Consider the following 14,091-nt stretch of genomic DNA (forward strand, 5'->3'; position numbering starts at 1 on the left):
ACTTATGGGTGTTGATCAGCCCTGTTGTTGCCGGTCTGTGTATCCACTTCGTCTGCCGGCGTACCTTTTTTCTGGTGATAGATCGAGTATACGACGGAGCCCGCAATACAAAGCAGGATCACCCCCAGTGACAACAGTACCTGTGCATTTTTACTCAGCCACTGGCTGATATAATACTCACCCAGCATTTTTGCGCCGATAAACACCAGTACGATGGCAATTCCCTGCTGCAGGTAATCGAATTTGGACACCGCGCCGCGCAGCAGGAAGAAAAGACTGCGCAATCCGAGTACGGCAAAAATATTGGAAGTATAAATCACCAGCGCGTCTTTTGAAATACCCATCACAGCAGGAATGGAATCAAGCGCAAATACGAGATCGATCGCCGCCAGCAGCACCACTACCACAAACAAAGAAGTGTACACCGTTCGTCCATTGAGTTTTAACCAGTACTTTCCATCGCCATCGTTATTGACCAGCGGGAAGAAACGCTGCATCCAGCGGTATATTTTTGAATCGTGCGGATCAAACTGTTCGTCGTCGTTGCTCGTGAACATTTTATACCCGGTATACAGCAGGAATGCGCCAAACAGGTACAGCACCCAGTGAAATTTTGCCACAAGCGCCACCCCTACGGTAATAAACAGTATCCTGAAAATGATCGCCATCAATATACCCAGCAACAATACCCTTGGGTAATGCACCGGCTTAACCGAAAAGGATTTAAAAATGAGGATGAACACAAAAATATTGTCTACGCTAAGACTCCACTCCATAAGATAGGCGCTCAGAAATTCAAGCGCCAGCTGGTACTGGGTAACCTGGTGCGCCGGGTTGGTTTGCACATCTTCGGATGCCAGCATGGCACCCTCGAATAAAAGGAATACAAAAAAAGCCAGGGCAAGTCCCACCCAGAAAGCCGTTTGCAGTAATGCCTGCCTGATGGAAATGATCTTGTTCTTTCTGCTCAGCACCCCCAGATCCACTACCAATGCTATCGCCAGAACAATACCGAAAACAAGATAAACAACCTGGTGTGCTGTCATGAATAGGCTTTCCGCAAAGATAGGAGGGAATAGGGAACAGATGAACAGATGAACAGAGGGACAAGGAACAAGGAACAGAAGATCGGAACTAAGGAGCAGCAGACTCGGGGCGGATGCAAATGCATATTTACAAATCAGACAAGATTGCCGCTCCGATCAATTGTTCCTTGCTCCTTGCTCATCCGTTCTTCTGTTCACTCCCGTTCCGTATTTTCTGCGACGGTGCCATTGGAGCAGTACGCCGATGCATACCAGTAAAAAAATCGGCAACACAATGTTTACAAACTGCCAGAAGCTGCGTTGGTCGGCCACTTTTCGTTTGTCGAGCAGGCGAAGTACAAAATCCTTGTTGCGGCTTTCAAATAACCGGTTATCGCTGACGAGGTAATCCATTGAATTGAGAAAGAATTCGCGGTTGGCGAACCGGTAATTTTCGAGCGGCAGCGTACCCATGGGCAGGGGGCCGGCCGTACTGCTCACGGTATTCGTAATGATGTCTGCGTCGCTTACCACGATCTGTTTGCCCGGTTTTTCAGCCGCAGGTAAATATGCTTTACCGGTAACACGCTGTACGGAATCCAGCACCTGCTGCCCCAGCCTGCTGGCAAACAGCGAGCGGAATTTTCCCTCCAGCAATACGGCTACAGGCAGATAGCTTTTGTTGAAACGCGCCAGGTCTTCCTCGCCTTTCACGCTGTTCAGACTTACGATGGCCGGGGAACTAAGTCTGCGGCTGTTGCTGTCGGTTGTCAGCAAAACGGTTTTGTCGATCCCCGGCGCCTTCACCGTATCGATGCTCGAGGGGAATATGGACAATACCCTGTCCAGGTTGCGGGAAATGGGGTTGCTGTTCCTCGATGCGAGAAAGGGGTAATACGGCCAGGGTATGCGCTGCATCCGGGGACTGTTATCCGGGTTCGTACCGATCACGATCGGTATTTTGGAACAGTTGAGGTCCTGCACAAGATCCGGGTTGATCCTCACGCCGTAGCGGAAAAGAATATCATCGATGTTCAAACCCCTGTCGAAAGCCGTATATTCCGACTGGCTGCGCATCAGGCTGTCGAGTTCTGCGTGCAGTTTGTCAACCAACCAGATCACATTCCCGCCATGCATGACATACTGGTCAATTTTCAGTTTGTCTTCGTCGGTGAAGGGCTGTGTGGGTTTCACGATCATCAGCGCATCGATCAGGGCGGGATCGGGATATCCTTTTTTCAGATCGAACACCGCCAGGCGGTACTCGCTGCGCAGGCTTTCGCCAAGATCATTTACTTTCAGGTCGATGGGTTCGCCGTTGCCAACGGCATACGCTACCGTGGGTACGTATTTCCTGGTAAGTTTATCGATGGCGCTGGCAAATTTATATTCCAGCAAAGCTTCCGCGGCATTGCGGGTGGCTTCCACATCTTCTTCGGCGCTGCCGTTCACCACATCGTATTGCCTGTATAGTTTACGGCTGCTGCGCAGATCGACCGCGATCGGTTTTTGTCCGTCGCGAAAACGCACCAGCGCAGAAGGAATGATCAGCTGGCTGGTTTGCTTTTCTTCCCGGGCCGAAACCACCTGGCTCTGCTCGAACACAACGCCCATTCTCGCAAGACTGTCGTAGAACAATACTTTGGCAGAATCAGTTTTACGGTCTTCGCCCGGTTTTTCAAAACGCACACGCACCAGGTTACTGGATAAGGACCTGAATTCATCGAGCAGGTCTCTGGTGGCGATACTCAGTTTTTTATAATCGGCAGGCAGATCGCCGGTAAGAAATACCTGTATGGTGATGGCAGTGTCCAGGTTTTTCAACAATTGTTTGGTGGCATCGGTAACGCTGTGTCTTTTTTCCGCGGTAAGATCGATCCGGTAAGACAGCAGCGAAGACAGCAGTACCACTGCGACAACCAATATCGTCAATACCCATATGCTGTATTTGCTGTTCCGGAACTGTTGCATAAACTACCGTTTCACAATATTTCTTTGGGTGATAAAAAGAAACAGCACGATGATACCCCCGAAGTAGATGATATCGCGGATATCGATCACGCCGCGGCTGACACTGCGGTAGTGAAAATTGATACCGAGCATTTCTATATAATAATCCATACCGGCGGCAAATACCGGCAGTTTGCTGATGGCTTCGAAACCGGTGTACAACAGAAAGCATACAAAGGCCCCGGTAATAAAAGCCACCACGGTATTGCTGGTAAAGCTGCTGGCGCAAACGCCCACCGCGGTAAACACGGCGCCCAGCAGTACCAGGCCGATATAGCTGCCGATGGTGCTGCCCGCATCGATACCGCCCGTAACACTCAGGGCCTGCAAGGAAAAAGCGTATACAATAGTAGGCAGCAGGGCGGTGACCACAATGATGGCCGCGCCAAAGAATTTGCCCCATACGATCTGCGCCGGAGAAAGGGGTAATGTTTTCAGCAATTCAAATGTGCCCGACCGGTACTCGTCCGCCAGGCTGCGCATGGTGATGGTGGATACAAGAAACAGCAATATCCAGGGCGTACGATCAAAAAAAACGGACAGTGTGGCGTAACCAAAATCGAGGATGTTGCTGTCGGGGAAAACGAACAGGACAAGCCCGTTCAGTAAAAGAAAAACGGCCAGGGCAATATAACCGGTAAGACTGCTGAAATACTGCTGCCATTCTTTTTTGCAGATCATCCACATGCTTCAAAACTAATCGTTCCTGCGCAATTGCCCTATTTGCATTTATGACCGGTGGGTGTTTTATGGATTTTATCACATTTGGCATCTCAGTAAAAAACCAACCTGCATGAAACCATTGTTTGCACTGGTGTTGCTTGCGCTGCCGGCATCCGCATTGCTGGCACAGGAACCACCGCCGCCACCCAAACCACCCAAGACAGAGCAGAAGAAATTTCCGCCGCCGGTGATCAAGAGAGATGTTCCGCCACCGCCGCCGCCAAAAGAACCCAGGGTATCGGTGAAGAAATTTGACCCGCCCAAACTGGTAAGAGACCAGCCCCCACCGCCGCCCAGGGAGCCCGGCTCTAAAAAAGGAAAGACCGCGCCTACCCCTCCCGCTCCGAAAAAAACCGAGGAGCCTTTACCGGCGGAGCCCGGTCACAACAGGATCATCACACCCGAAACACCGCCTGCACCTGCGGAAAAAGCCTAGCATGTGTTTTTCATCATATACAGAGGAGTTACAAAAAAGCCCCCGCATTCCTGCGGGGGCTTACACTAAAATTATGTATGGAACGGGTTATACGGCAAAACTTTCGCCGCAGCCGCAACTCCTGCTGGCATTGGGGTTGTTGAAAAAAAAGCCTTTGCCGTTCAGGCCGTCGGAGAAATCAAGTTCTGTATTCACGAGGTACAGGAAACTCTTCAGGTCTGTCACCACTTTCACGCCGTTGTCTTCGAATACCTGGTCCATGGGTTTGATCTCATTGTCAAAATCAAGCTTATAGCTTAAGCCCGAACAGCCGCCGCCCACCACGCCTACCCGCAGAAAATAAGAGGTATCACCTTCAACGCCGGCATCCTGCATCAGCTGCTGCACTTTTTTCTTCGCCTTATCGCTTACGAATATGCTGTTATCTGTTGCTACCATACTGTAACAATTATGGATGAATCGCTGATAGCCGATTAGGACCTGCGATTATTGATTTTTCTCAGTGGATACGTTCTTCGAACACCAGTTCTTCCAGACCGTTCTTCTTACGGTAGTCGTTGATCGCGGATTTGATCGCGTCTTCGGCCAGTACAGAACAGTGTATCTTAACCGGCGGCAGGTTCAGTTCTTCCACCAGCTCCATGTTGTCGATCTTAACAGCCTCGTCAACGGTTTTGCCTTTCAGCCATTCCGTAGCGAGGGAGGAAGAAGCAATGGCGGAGCCGCAGCCGAATGTTTTGAATTTTGCATCGGTGATCAGACCGGTGGCATCATCCACTTCTATCTGCAAACGCATAACGTCGCCGCATTCGGGAGCACCAACCAGGCCGGTACCCACATTCTTTTTCGATTTGTCCAAAGTACCTACGTTCTTCGGATTGGTATAGTGATCGATCACTTTTTCAGAGTATGCCATGGTGTATAATTTGAATATTTGAAAATATATTAATTTGAAAATGAGTGATTCCGGTTTGGCGCTGGGTGGTAACTGAACTCATTTTCAAATTTTCAGATTACCACACTTTTAATTTCCATCAATGGTGCGCCCATTCTATCTTGTCCAGGTCCATTCCTTCCTTGAACATTTCCCAGAGCGGACTCATTTCACGCAGTTTGAGAACGGTATCGGTAACAGCCTTGATGGTGTAATCGATCTGCTCTTCCGTGGTAAAACGTCCCAGACCAAAACGCAGCGAACTGTGTGCCAGGTCGTCTCCCAGGCCCAGCGCTTTCAGCACATAACTGGGTTCGAGGGAGGCGGAGGTACAGGCAGAACCGGATGACAGTGCGATGTTTTTGTTAAAGCCCATCATCAGGCCTTCACCCTCCACATATTTGAACGAGATATTGCTTACATGTGGCAGGCGGTGTTCGCGGCTTCCGTTCACATAGCTTTCTTCTATCTGCGTCAGTGCGTTTTCGAGTTTATCGCGCAGTTTGCTCAGCCTGACAGATTCTTCCGCCATTTCCAGCCGGGCAAGTTCACAGGATTTACCAAAGCCCACAATACCCGGTACATTCAGGGTACCGCTGCGCATACCCCGCTCATGTCCGCCGCCGTCCATCTGCGCCGTTACTTTCACGCGCGGGTTCTTACGGCGTACATACAATGCACCCACCCCTTTGGGGCCGTACATTTTATGTCCGGAGAAAGCCATGACATCGATACCGTCCTTATTCACGTCAACGGGCACTTTACCTACGGCCTGGGTGCCGTCTGTGAAGAACAGGATGCCATTTTTTCTCGCCAGCGCGCTGATCTCTTTAACGGGCTGTATCACACCAATCTCGTTGTTCGCGTACATGATGGCGATCAGGATGGTGGTGGGCCTGATGGCCGCTTCCAGTTCTTTCATATCGATCAGTCCATCCGGGGTCACTTCAAGATAAGTGATCTCGCCGCCCAGGCGTTCGATATGCTTGCAGGTATCGAGCACCGCTTTGTGTTCTGTTGTGCAGGTGATGATATGGTTGCCCTTGCTGGCATACATTTCATACACACCTTTGATGCCCAGGTTGTCTCCTTCCGTTGCACCCGAGGTAAAAATGATTTCCTTGGGGTCGGCGCCGATCAGTTTGGCCACCTGCTCCCTGGCATAATCCACGGCTTCTTCCGCTTCCCAGCCAAACGGGTGGTTACGGCTGGCGGCGTTTCCGAAATGCTCGGTAAAATAGGGCAGCATAGATTCCAGCACGCGCGGATCCATGGGTGTAGTAGCGTTGTTATCAAGATAGATCGGTAGTTTCAGCATAAGTCACAAAGTTTATAAATCTCCAAGTCACAAATTTACTGCAAATCGTGCTATATTTCTGGCCTGCCGGCGCATGGTTCATCTTTTTTTCATAATTCGAAAAGCCGCGGCAGTAAAAGCCATCATCATGTTAAAAATCGAACATATCGGTATTGCCGTAAAGGACTTTTCAAAGGCAATCCCGTTCTACGAAAAGCTGCTCAATACTCCCTGTTATAAAACCGAGACCGTATCGTCCGAACAGGTCAATACCGCTTTTTTCCGGCAGGGCGAGTCCAAGATCGAGCTGCTAGAAAGCACCGATCCCGACGGGGTGATCGCCCGTTTTATTGAAAAAAGAGGCGAGGGCATGCACCATATTGCCTTTGAGGTAGCCGATATTCATGCCGAAATGGCCCGTCTGAAAGCCGAAGGCCTCCATTTTCTCAGCGATCTCCCCAAACAGGGCGCCGATAACAAGCTGGTCTGCTTCCTTCATCCAAAAGATACGGGAGGGGTGTTGGTGGAGTTGTGTCAGGAAAGAGGGAATGAGAAATTGCCGATGGGGGGATTGCCGATTGCCGATGGGGGTGGGCATTGAGGGATTGTGGGATGGGAAATTGAAAGTCGAAAGGCCTCTGTTTTCCAGGGGATCTGCCTAAACAGGGAGGAAAGATTGGGGAATTGCGGAGGGGTGTTGCCGATGACAGACTGCCGGTTGAAAAATCGATCGGCAATCGCCAATCGACCCTCCTCAATCTACACTATGCCCAGCTTCTCCACCGCTACCTGGGCGGCGGCCTGGCTGGCGTCTTTTTTGTTGTAGCCTTTGCCGGTGGCCAGCAGTTCGCCGTCGAGCATGGCGCGCATGGTGAAGAGACGGCGGCTACCCTCCATTTTTTCGTCGGCCAGCTCAAAACTGAGCGATTTGCCGTTCTTGTTGGCCCAGCCGATCAGTTTGTTCTTCAGGTTGATGTCGATCTGCTCCAGGTCGTCTACGAACATATGTGGAAGTACGATATGCCTGTGCACCCAGTTATGGGTTTTTGTATAGCCTTTATCGAGGTAAACCGCGCCCACCAGGGCTTCCAGCGTATTGCCGAAGATCTGGCTTCCTTTCAGCGCGTTGTCGAATTTATTGTAGAAAGTGAGCTTGCGCAGCCCCATTTTCAGCGCGATATCGTTCAGCTGCTGGCGGTTCACCATTTTGCTGCGCATTTCGGTGAGAAAGCCTTCGCCTTTATAGGGGTAGCGTTTGAAAAGATAATCGGCCACGATGGCGCTCAGCACGGCATCTCCCAGGTATTCAAGACGTTCGTTGTTTTCGTCGGCCGTTTCTTTTACAGAACGGTGACTCAGCGCTGTCCGGTACAGCAACACATTGCTGGTTTTGATGCCCAGCACATTTTTCAACTGTTTTTCAAAAGACGGGTTTCCGCCTTTTTTCAGGATCTTCTTTATGAATTGCACGGACTTAAGCTACGTATTTTTTCACAATCACGCAGGCATTGTGTCCGCCAAAACCGAAAGTGTTGCTCAGGGCAATATCCACTTTGCGTTTCTGGGCTTTGTTAAAAGTGAAGTTGAGCCTGGGATCCAGTTCCGGATCGTCGGTAAAATGGTTGATGGTGGGGGGTACGATGTCTTCCTGCACCGCTTTGATACAGGCAATGGCTTCTATTACGCCGGCGGCGCCCAGACAGTGGCCTGTCATGGATTTGGTGGAACTGATGTTCATTTCGTAGGCATGCGCCCCGAATACTTCCAGGATGGCTTTTACTTCGGCGCCATCGCCCAGGGGGGTGGAAGTGCCGTGGGTATTGATATAATCGATCTCTGCGGGCAGCATCTGCGCATCTTTCAGCGCCACATTCATCACATTGCGGGCACCCAGTCCTTCGGGGTGCGGCGCGGTAAGATGGTAGGCATCTGCGGTTGCCCCGCCTCCGGCCACTTCGCAATAGATCCTGGCGCCTCTTTTGATGGCATGCTCCAGTTCTTCCATAACCAGCACGCCGGCCGCTTCGCCCATTACAAAACCGTCGCGGTCCTTGTCGTAAGGGCGGCTGGCTGTTTTGGGATCGTCGTTGCGTTCGCTCATGGCTTTCATGGCATTGAAACCGCCCACGCCGGCAGCGCTTACCACGGCTTCCGACCCACCGGCAAGAATGATATCGGCCTTACCCAAACGGATATTGTCCAAAGCCGCAATAATGCCATTTGTACTTGATGCACAGGCACTTACAACAGCAAAATTGGGTCCGCGGAAACCATGACGCATCGATATCTGCCCCGCGGCGATATCGAGGATCATTTTGGGGATGAAGAAGGGGTTGAAACGCGGGGTGCCGTCGCCATGGGCAAAATTCACCACTTCTTCCTGGAAAGTGGTCAGGCCGCCGATACCGCTGGCAAAGATCACCCCCACACGGTCAACATCGATATTCTCTTTGCTGATACCGGCGTCTTTAACAGCCATATCACTGGCTGCCATGGCGATCTGGGCAAAACGGTCCGTTTTGCGGGCCTCTTTTTTGTCCATGTAGTCGGTGGGATCAAATCCCTTGATCTCACAGGCAAAACGTGTCTTGAATTTGGATGCATCGAACTGAGTAATCATGTCTGCCCCGGAAACACCGTTGATCAGGCCGTTCCAGTAATCGTCCAGATTATTACCGAGCGGCGTAAGTGTTCCGATACCAGTGATAACGACCCTTTTCAATTGCATTGGTTAGCCTGTTTAAGTGATTAATCCGCCTTTTGTGGCTTTGGCGCCACAAGAAGGCGGATTAAAATTATTCCGAAGGAGGTAAATCTTACTTAGCGTGTTCTTCAAGGTACGCAACAGCCTGTCCAACAGTGGTGATGGTTTCAGCCTGCTCATCGGGGATGGAGATATTGAACTCTTTCTCGAACTCCATAATCAACTCAACGGTATCCAAAGAATCGGCACCGAGGTCGTTGGTAAAAGAAGCTTCATTGGTCACTTCAGCTTCGTCAACACCCAACTTGTCAACTATGATTTTCTTTACTCTTGTAGCGATGTCTGACATTGTAAAAGTTTTTTGTTACGGCTGCAAAAATATACTTTTTAGCACATACCCAATCTTTTCGGGCATTTTTGTTTCTAAACGCCATACAATATATAAAGGGCTGATCCGTCCTTTTTTAGTAGCTATTTTAGCGATTCTCCCTATCTTGTAAAACCTTACCCGGCCGTATGGCATTAAAAATTATAGATCACGGTTCCAGCGATTACCAGAAAATGGTGGATCTGAGGTTTGCCCTGCTGCGCAAACCCCTGGGACTCACCTTCACTCCCGAGGACCTGGAGGGCGAAAAGAACGATATACTGATCGGTGTTTTTGAAGATGAAAAACTGGAGGGATGCTGTGTTCTGACCGAAAAAGACCGCAAAACCATCCGTTTACGCCAGATGGCGGTTACCGCCAACCTGCAGGGAAAAGGCATCGGCCGGGCCCTGATGAGTTTTGCCGAAAATATCGCCCGCGACCGGGGCTACCGCCGTCTTACCATGCATGCCCGCAAAACTGCCGTGGGTTTTTACGAAAAAAACGGTTATAAAGTGTCCAGCGGCGAATTCTCGGAAGTAACGATACCGCATTTCGAAATGGAAAAGGAACTCTGACCGGGCGGATATAGTACCTCCACCCTGCCTATTTCTTTATTTTTCCGTTCAGCACCCCCCTGAGTTCGTGTTTGAAATCTTCGGTCATGCCGTCTTTCGGCACGATAAAGAACGATTTTGCATCGAAGTAAAGATGGAAAAAATGGGGGCTTTCGAAGAATTTACTGAAACGCGTCCAGGGCCATTCCACATAGCCGCGCGGGTTTTCGAGCCGCACTTCGGTTTCGCGGAAATACATGGTGAAGCTGTCGCGGAACGTATGCGCCCGCCTGTAAATACTGTTTGGCAGCAGGTACCAGAACGAAACCACCAGCAGCAGCCAGATCACGGACCCCAGCAGAAAGGGCTCGGGGCGTATCTTTCCCGTGTAAAAGAGAATGGCCGATACGATGGCAAAAACATTTACCAGCACGATCAGTATCCGCACTTCGGGGCGGTGTATAAAATGATAGCGGAGCCCCTGTATGACTTTTTTCTTATCGTAGGTAAAACTGTGTTGCACGCAGGATGGTTTATCGTTTGGGGTTTGCAGCCGGTTATCCGGACTAAAGACCGCAAACTACAAACTATACGGTTTCGTTTCCCAAAAACATCATGGATTTGAGATAGAAAACACCTGTATTGCTCCCATGGAAATTCAAGGTCCGGCCGTATTCTCTGCGAAACTCCCCTTACTCCGCGCCTCAGGGGTAAAAAAATTCTGCACGGGCGGATTTTTCGGAAAATTTTCACCGCAGAGACGCAGGAGAGGCAGAGATACGCAGCGCATGCCTCGATTTTGCCAGCTCCATGCAGTTAGGACTGATATCCGAAGGGCACTATTTAAACGAATTCACAAACTGCTCGATCGCTTCCGCAGACAGTTTTTCTTTGCCCGATGCGATGACGATGCGATAGCGGAAACTGACCGATTGGCCTTTGGCAAGTTTAAAATCCATGGCTTCCTTATTGTTCGAGAACACTTTCTGGCCAAGCGGGTTGGCTGCAAAAAGGCCGTAGTTGCGTGCGTGCCAGTAAGTGGGGTAACCGGGATTCTTCGGGTGGTCTATAACGGCAATACTGATCACATCATCGCCTTTTCTGCCATACATCATACACCAGTTGCCACGGGTGCCCCATGCGGCATCTCCTTCCTTACCTGCAGAAGTAAGGTAGTTACCGCTGGTGGTTTTGTCTTTGGGCGCGGTTACCCTGGTTACGTTGCCGTTATCATCTTTGTACTCTTTTGTTTGGGTGATGGGCAGTTCCAGTTCATGCGCCACACGTAATCCGAGCAGGCCGTCTTTGGCATCGGGGAACGAAACATCCTGCACAGCCGTCAGTTCGGTTATACGGTCTATCATGCGGATATTGTCGCCGGCCTCAAAACCAAAACTCGTTTTTTCCTGCAGCAACACGTCTTTCTGCTGGTTGGTCCAGTCTGCCGCATAACTGAGTTTGCCCCTGGGGCCGCTTTGTGTTTCGAGGATCTTTGCCGTCCTGATCCAGCCATAGTTCTTTTTCTTATCGGCTGCTATCGCGAATGAATTGTTCCAGAAATCCAGTCCGTTCACTTTCTCATAGTTGAACCACAGTCCGATATGATGCGGATGATCGGTAGGATCATTTGGCTGCGGATGCCAGGGAAAACCGCGGGTGATCATTTGTCCGTCTGCAGCATAAATGGGGTAGAGAAAAGGCTTCTCCATCGTATCGGTATAGATAAAATCGGTAAAGGGTTTTCCGCCTACCGCGATGCTGATTTTCTGCTGCCCCGCAACAGGTGATACGGTGACAGCATTCCGCTGCGCCGAAGCAAAGAAAGGAAGGAGGAAGAAAACAATGGCACAACCTGCCTGCCGGAAAGCATGGCTCGAAGCGTTGAAAATTTGAAAATGGATTTGGGGCTTCATTGCTTTTTTATTTATGGCTGGTAAATGCTGTCGCATTTTCGGGTTTTCAAATTAAACGATCGGTTTTGTTTTTTTCATAAGCAACTGCATGATCACCCATGCAAGCAGGTAGGCAACGGCACACACGATAAACATAATGTAATAGGCCGTCTCTATCTGGTTAATGGAACGGTAATGCAGAAAAATATTTTTCTGTACAAGCCAGGTAAGAAAGATACCGCCGATCGATCCAAACATACCGCCAATACCGGTTACGGATGCCGTGGCTTTTTTAGGGAACATATCACTCACCGTGGTAAAGATATTCGCGCTCCATGCCTGGTGTGCCGATGCCGCAATGCCGATCACCAATACCGCCAGCCATTTATCCACCGAACCCAGTACAAGCGCAAACAGAATGGGTACCACGCAGAATGCATAGATCAGCATAGCTATTTTCCTTGCCCTTGCAACGGTCCAGCCTTTTTTGTTGATGAAATACATCGGCAGCCAGCCACCGAAAACACTGCCGAAAGTGGAGATAATGAATACCACAGCCACGTAGGGAGCGGCATCCGCGGTGGATATATTGTATTTGCTTCCGAAAAAATCGGGTAACCAGAAAATATAGAACCACCAGATCGGGTCGGTCAAAAATTTACCGATGGAGAATGCCCAGGTCTGCGGAAAGGTCAGCAGTTTTCCCCATGACAGTTTAGGCGAAGTATCGTCCGCTACAGGCGCTTCATCCTTATCGCTTTCTATATAAGCCAGCTCGGCGGCGTCCAGTTTTTTGTGTCTGCGCGGCACTTCGTACAGCATGAACCAGAATATCAGCCAGATAAAACCCAGCAAACCCGTTACGATAAAGGCCGACTGCCATCCCCAGTGGTGTAACATATAGGGAACAACAAGCGGCGTTACGATAGCGCCCACATTGGCGCCTGAATTCAATATGCCAAAGGCAAAAGCGCGTTCTTTTTTTGGGAACCATTCTGCCGCCGTTTTATTGGCCGCGGGGAAATTGCCTGCTTCGGCCAATCCCAGTGCGCCCCTTACGATCTTGAACCCCAACACGGTATTTACAAAACCGGTGGCCACGCCGGCAATGCTCCACAATCCGGTGGCTACCGCGTAGCCTATTTTGGTGCCCAGTTTATCGATAACACCGCCTGCGCCCAGCAAACCGATGGCGTAGAATATTTTGAAAGTGATCTCCACGTCGGCATAATCACCGTCTGTCCACCCGTAGGTAGTGGTGAAAGTGGATTTCAGAAAGCTGATCACGCTTCTGTCGATATAATTAATGGTAGTGGCAAAAAACAACAATCCGCATATTCGCCAGCGGTACTTGCCTATTTTTTCTGCTGTATTCATAAGTGGGGTTTGTCTGAAAAGAGACGGAAATTATTTTGATTTGACAGAGGAGACGATCTCCATAGCCTGTTTGGTGGCCGCGGTTATCTGCGCATAGTCCTTTGCTTCGAGCAGTTGTTTGGTGATCAGTTTGCTGCCCATTCCCACGGCGCATACGCCGGCTTTGAACCATCCGGCAATATTGTCTTTATCGAGCTCTACGCCGCCGGTGGGCATAAACAAAAGACCGGGAAACAGTTCTTTGATGGCAGACAGGAACCCGGGGCCGAGGATATTGCCAGGGAACAGTTTGATCATTTTTGCACCCATGGTTTCGGCTTTGATGATTTCCGAGGGCGTCATACAGCCGGGCACCCAGAGCATCTGGTTCCTGTCGGCAACTTCCGCCACCGATTCCACCAGGCCCGGGCAGATGATATAGTCCGTTCCGGCATCGATAAACTGCTGTGCCATCTCGCCGTTCTTGATGGTGCCGATACCCAGGTGCATGCCTTTCAGTTCGGTATCGCAGATCCTGCGCATTTCTTTAAAATTGGTGAGTGCCGCTTCGCCGCGGTTGGTGTATTCAACAGCACGTATGCCTGCGGCATAAAGGGCTTTCAGCACTTCGATGCTGACGGTGGTATCTTTATAAAAATACAGAGGTAAAATGCCCTGCTCCGGGATCAGTGAGAGTATCTCCGCTTTCTTTTCCATATAGCAATTTTTTCGCGTAGCAATGTTATTGAAATCTATAGAACCGACTGTTTTTATTACGCAAACGTTTGCG

At 50.1% G+C, this 14,091-nt stretch carries 16 protein-coding genes; 3 read left to right on the forward strand and 13 right to left on the reverse strand.

Features of this window, described 5'->3' with window-relative positions; translation table 11 throughout:
* Positions 1-2: 2 nt before the first annotated feature.
* From GWC94_RS11850 to GWC94_RS11860, 3 genes are all read right to left on the reverse strand, one after another.
* Complete coding sequence (locus GWC94_RS11850; RefSeq protein WP_161835233.1) at positions 3-1,046, reverse strand: TerC/Alx family metal homeostasis membrane protein; 1,044 nt, start codon at positions 1,044-1,046, stop codon at positions 3-5.
* Positions 1,047-1,202: 156 nt separating this feature from the next.
* On the reverse strand, positions 1,203-2,996 hold the full coding sequence (gldG, locus tag GWC94_RS11855) for a gliding motility-associated ABC transporter substrate-binding protein GldG (protein ID WP_161835234.1): 1,794 nt from the start codon (positions 2,994-2,996) through the stop codon (positions 1,203-1,205).
* Between the two features lie 3 nt (positions 2,997-2,999).
* Positions 3,000-3,722 carry an ABC transporter permease subunit gene (locus GWC94_RS11860; protein ID WP_161835235.1) on the reverse strand — a complete coding sequence of 241 codons (723 nt, stop codon included), beginning with the start codon at positions 3,720-3,722 and terminating at the stop codon, positions 3,000-3,002.
* Positions 3,723-3,828: 106 nt separating this feature from the next.
* Here GWC94_RS11860 and GWC94_RS11865 point away from each other — a divergent pair, with 106 nt between their 5' ends.
* Complete coding sequence (locus GWC94_RS11865; RefSeq protein WP_161835236.1) at positions 3,829-4,194, forward strand: hypothetical protein; 366 nt, start codon at positions 3,829-3,831, stop codon at positions 4,192-4,194.
* Between the two features lie 87 nt (positions 4,195-4,281).
* Here GWC94_RS11865 and GWC94_RS11870 read toward each other — a convergent pair whose 3' ends face one another.
* From GWC94_RS11870 to GWC94_RS11880, 3 genes are all read right to left on the reverse strand, one after another.
* Positions 4,282-4,632, reverse strand: coding sequence for a HesB/IscA family protein (locus GWC94_RS11870; RefSeq protein ID WP_161835237.1), 351 nt, complete (start codon positions 4,630-4,632; stop codon positions 4,282-4,284).
* 61 nt (positions 4,633-4,693) lie between these two features.
* The gene (gene iscU / locus GWC94_RS11875) at positions 4,694-5,110 is read right to left on the reverse strand and encodes a Fe-S cluster assembly scaffold IscU (protein WP_161835238.1); all 417 of its coding nucleotides are present in this window, start codon (positions 5,108-5,110) and stop codon (positions 4,694-4,696) included.
* 118 nt (positions 5,111-5,228) lie between these two features.
* Positions 5,229-6,446 carry an IscS subfamily cysteine desulfurase gene (locus GWC94_RS11880; protein ID WP_317163473.1) on the reverse strand — a complete coding sequence of 406 codons (1,218 nt, stop codon included), beginning with the start codon at positions 6,444-6,446 and terminating at the stop codon, positions 5,229-5,231.
* A 127-nt stretch (positions 6,447-6,573) separates the two neighbouring features.
* On the opposite strand from GWC94_RS11880, the gene mce reads away from it, so the two are divergent.
* Positions 6,574-7,026: a methylmalonyl-CoA epimerase gene (mce, locus tag GWC94_RS11885; RefSeq protein WP_161835239.1), complete on the forward strand. Its 453-nt coding sequence runs from the start codon at positions 6,574-6,576 to the stop codon at positions 7,024-7,026.
* A gap of 158 nt (positions 7,027-7,184) precedes the next feature.
* Here mce and rnc read toward each other — a convergent pair whose 3' ends face one another.
* The 3 genes from rnc to GWC94_RS11900 all read right to left on the reverse strand — a co-directional run bounded on the left by rnc (position 7,185) and on the right by GWC94_RS11900 (position 9,478).
* Complete coding sequence (gene rnc, locus GWC94_RS11890) at positions 7,185-7,895, reverse strand: ribonuclease III (protein ID WP_161835240.1); 711 nt, start codon at positions 7,893-7,895, stop codon at positions 7,185-7,187.
* Between the two features lie 4 nt (positions 7,896-7,899).
* Positions 7,900-9,153, reverse strand: coding sequence for a beta-ketoacyl-ACP synthase II (fabF, locus tag GWC94_RS11895; RefSeq protein ID WP_161835241.1), 1,254 nt, complete (start codon positions 9,151-9,153; stop codon positions 7,900-7,902).
* Between the two features lie 88 nt (positions 9,154-9,241).
* Complete coding sequence (locus GWC94_RS11900; RefSeq protein ID WP_026751146.1) at positions 9,242-9,478, reverse strand: acyl carrier protein; 237 nt, start codon at positions 9,476-9,478, stop codon at positions 9,242-9,244.
* Between the two features lie 167 nt (positions 9,479-9,645).
* Between GWC94_RS11900 and GWC94_RS11905 the strand changes: the two genes are divergently transcribed.
* Positions 9,646-10,074: a GNAT family N-acetyltransferase gene (locus GWC94_RS11905; protein WP_161835242.1), complete on the forward strand. Its 429-nt coding sequence runs from the start codon at positions 9,646-9,648 to the stop codon at positions 10,072-10,074.
* 28 nt (positions 10,075-10,102) lie between these two features.
* Here GWC94_RS11905 and GWC94_RS11910 read toward each other — a convergent pair whose 3' ends face one another.
* The 4 genes from GWC94_RS11910 to GWC94_RS11925 form a co-directional block, all read right to left on the reverse strand.
* Positions 10,103-10,576, reverse strand: a complete 474-nt coding sequence (locus GWC94_RS11910; protein WP_161835243.1) for a YcxB family protein — start codon at positions 10,574-10,576, stop codon at positions 10,103-10,105.
* Between the two features lie 316 nt (positions 10,577-10,892).
* Positions 10,893-11,966, reverse strand: coding sequence for a DUF6807 domain-containing protein (locus GWC94_RS11915; RefSeq protein ID WP_161835244.1), 1,074 nt, complete (start codon positions 11,964-11,966; stop codon positions 10,893-10,895).
* 51 nt (positions 11,967-12,017) lie between these two features.
* Positions 12,018-13,322, reverse strand: a complete 1,305-nt coding sequence (locus GWC94_RS11920; protein WP_161835245.1) for an MFS transporter — start codon at positions 13,320-13,322, stop codon at positions 12,018-12,020.
* 30 nt (positions 13,323-13,352) lie between these two features.
* Positions 13,353-14,018, reverse strand: a complete 666-nt coding sequence (locus tag GWC94_RS11925) for a bifunctional 4-hydroxy-2-oxoglutarate aldolase/2-dehydro-3-deoxy-phosphogluconate aldolase (protein ID WP_161835246.1) — start codon at positions 14,016-14,018, stop codon at positions 13,353-13,355.
* Positions 14,019-14,091: the final 73 nt, after the last annotated feature.

It is taken from the genome of Sediminibacterium soli (assembly GCF_009939225.1).
Lineage (GTDB): Bacteria > Bacteroidota > Bacteroidia > Chitinophagales > Chitinophagaceae > Sediminibacterium > Sediminibacterium soli.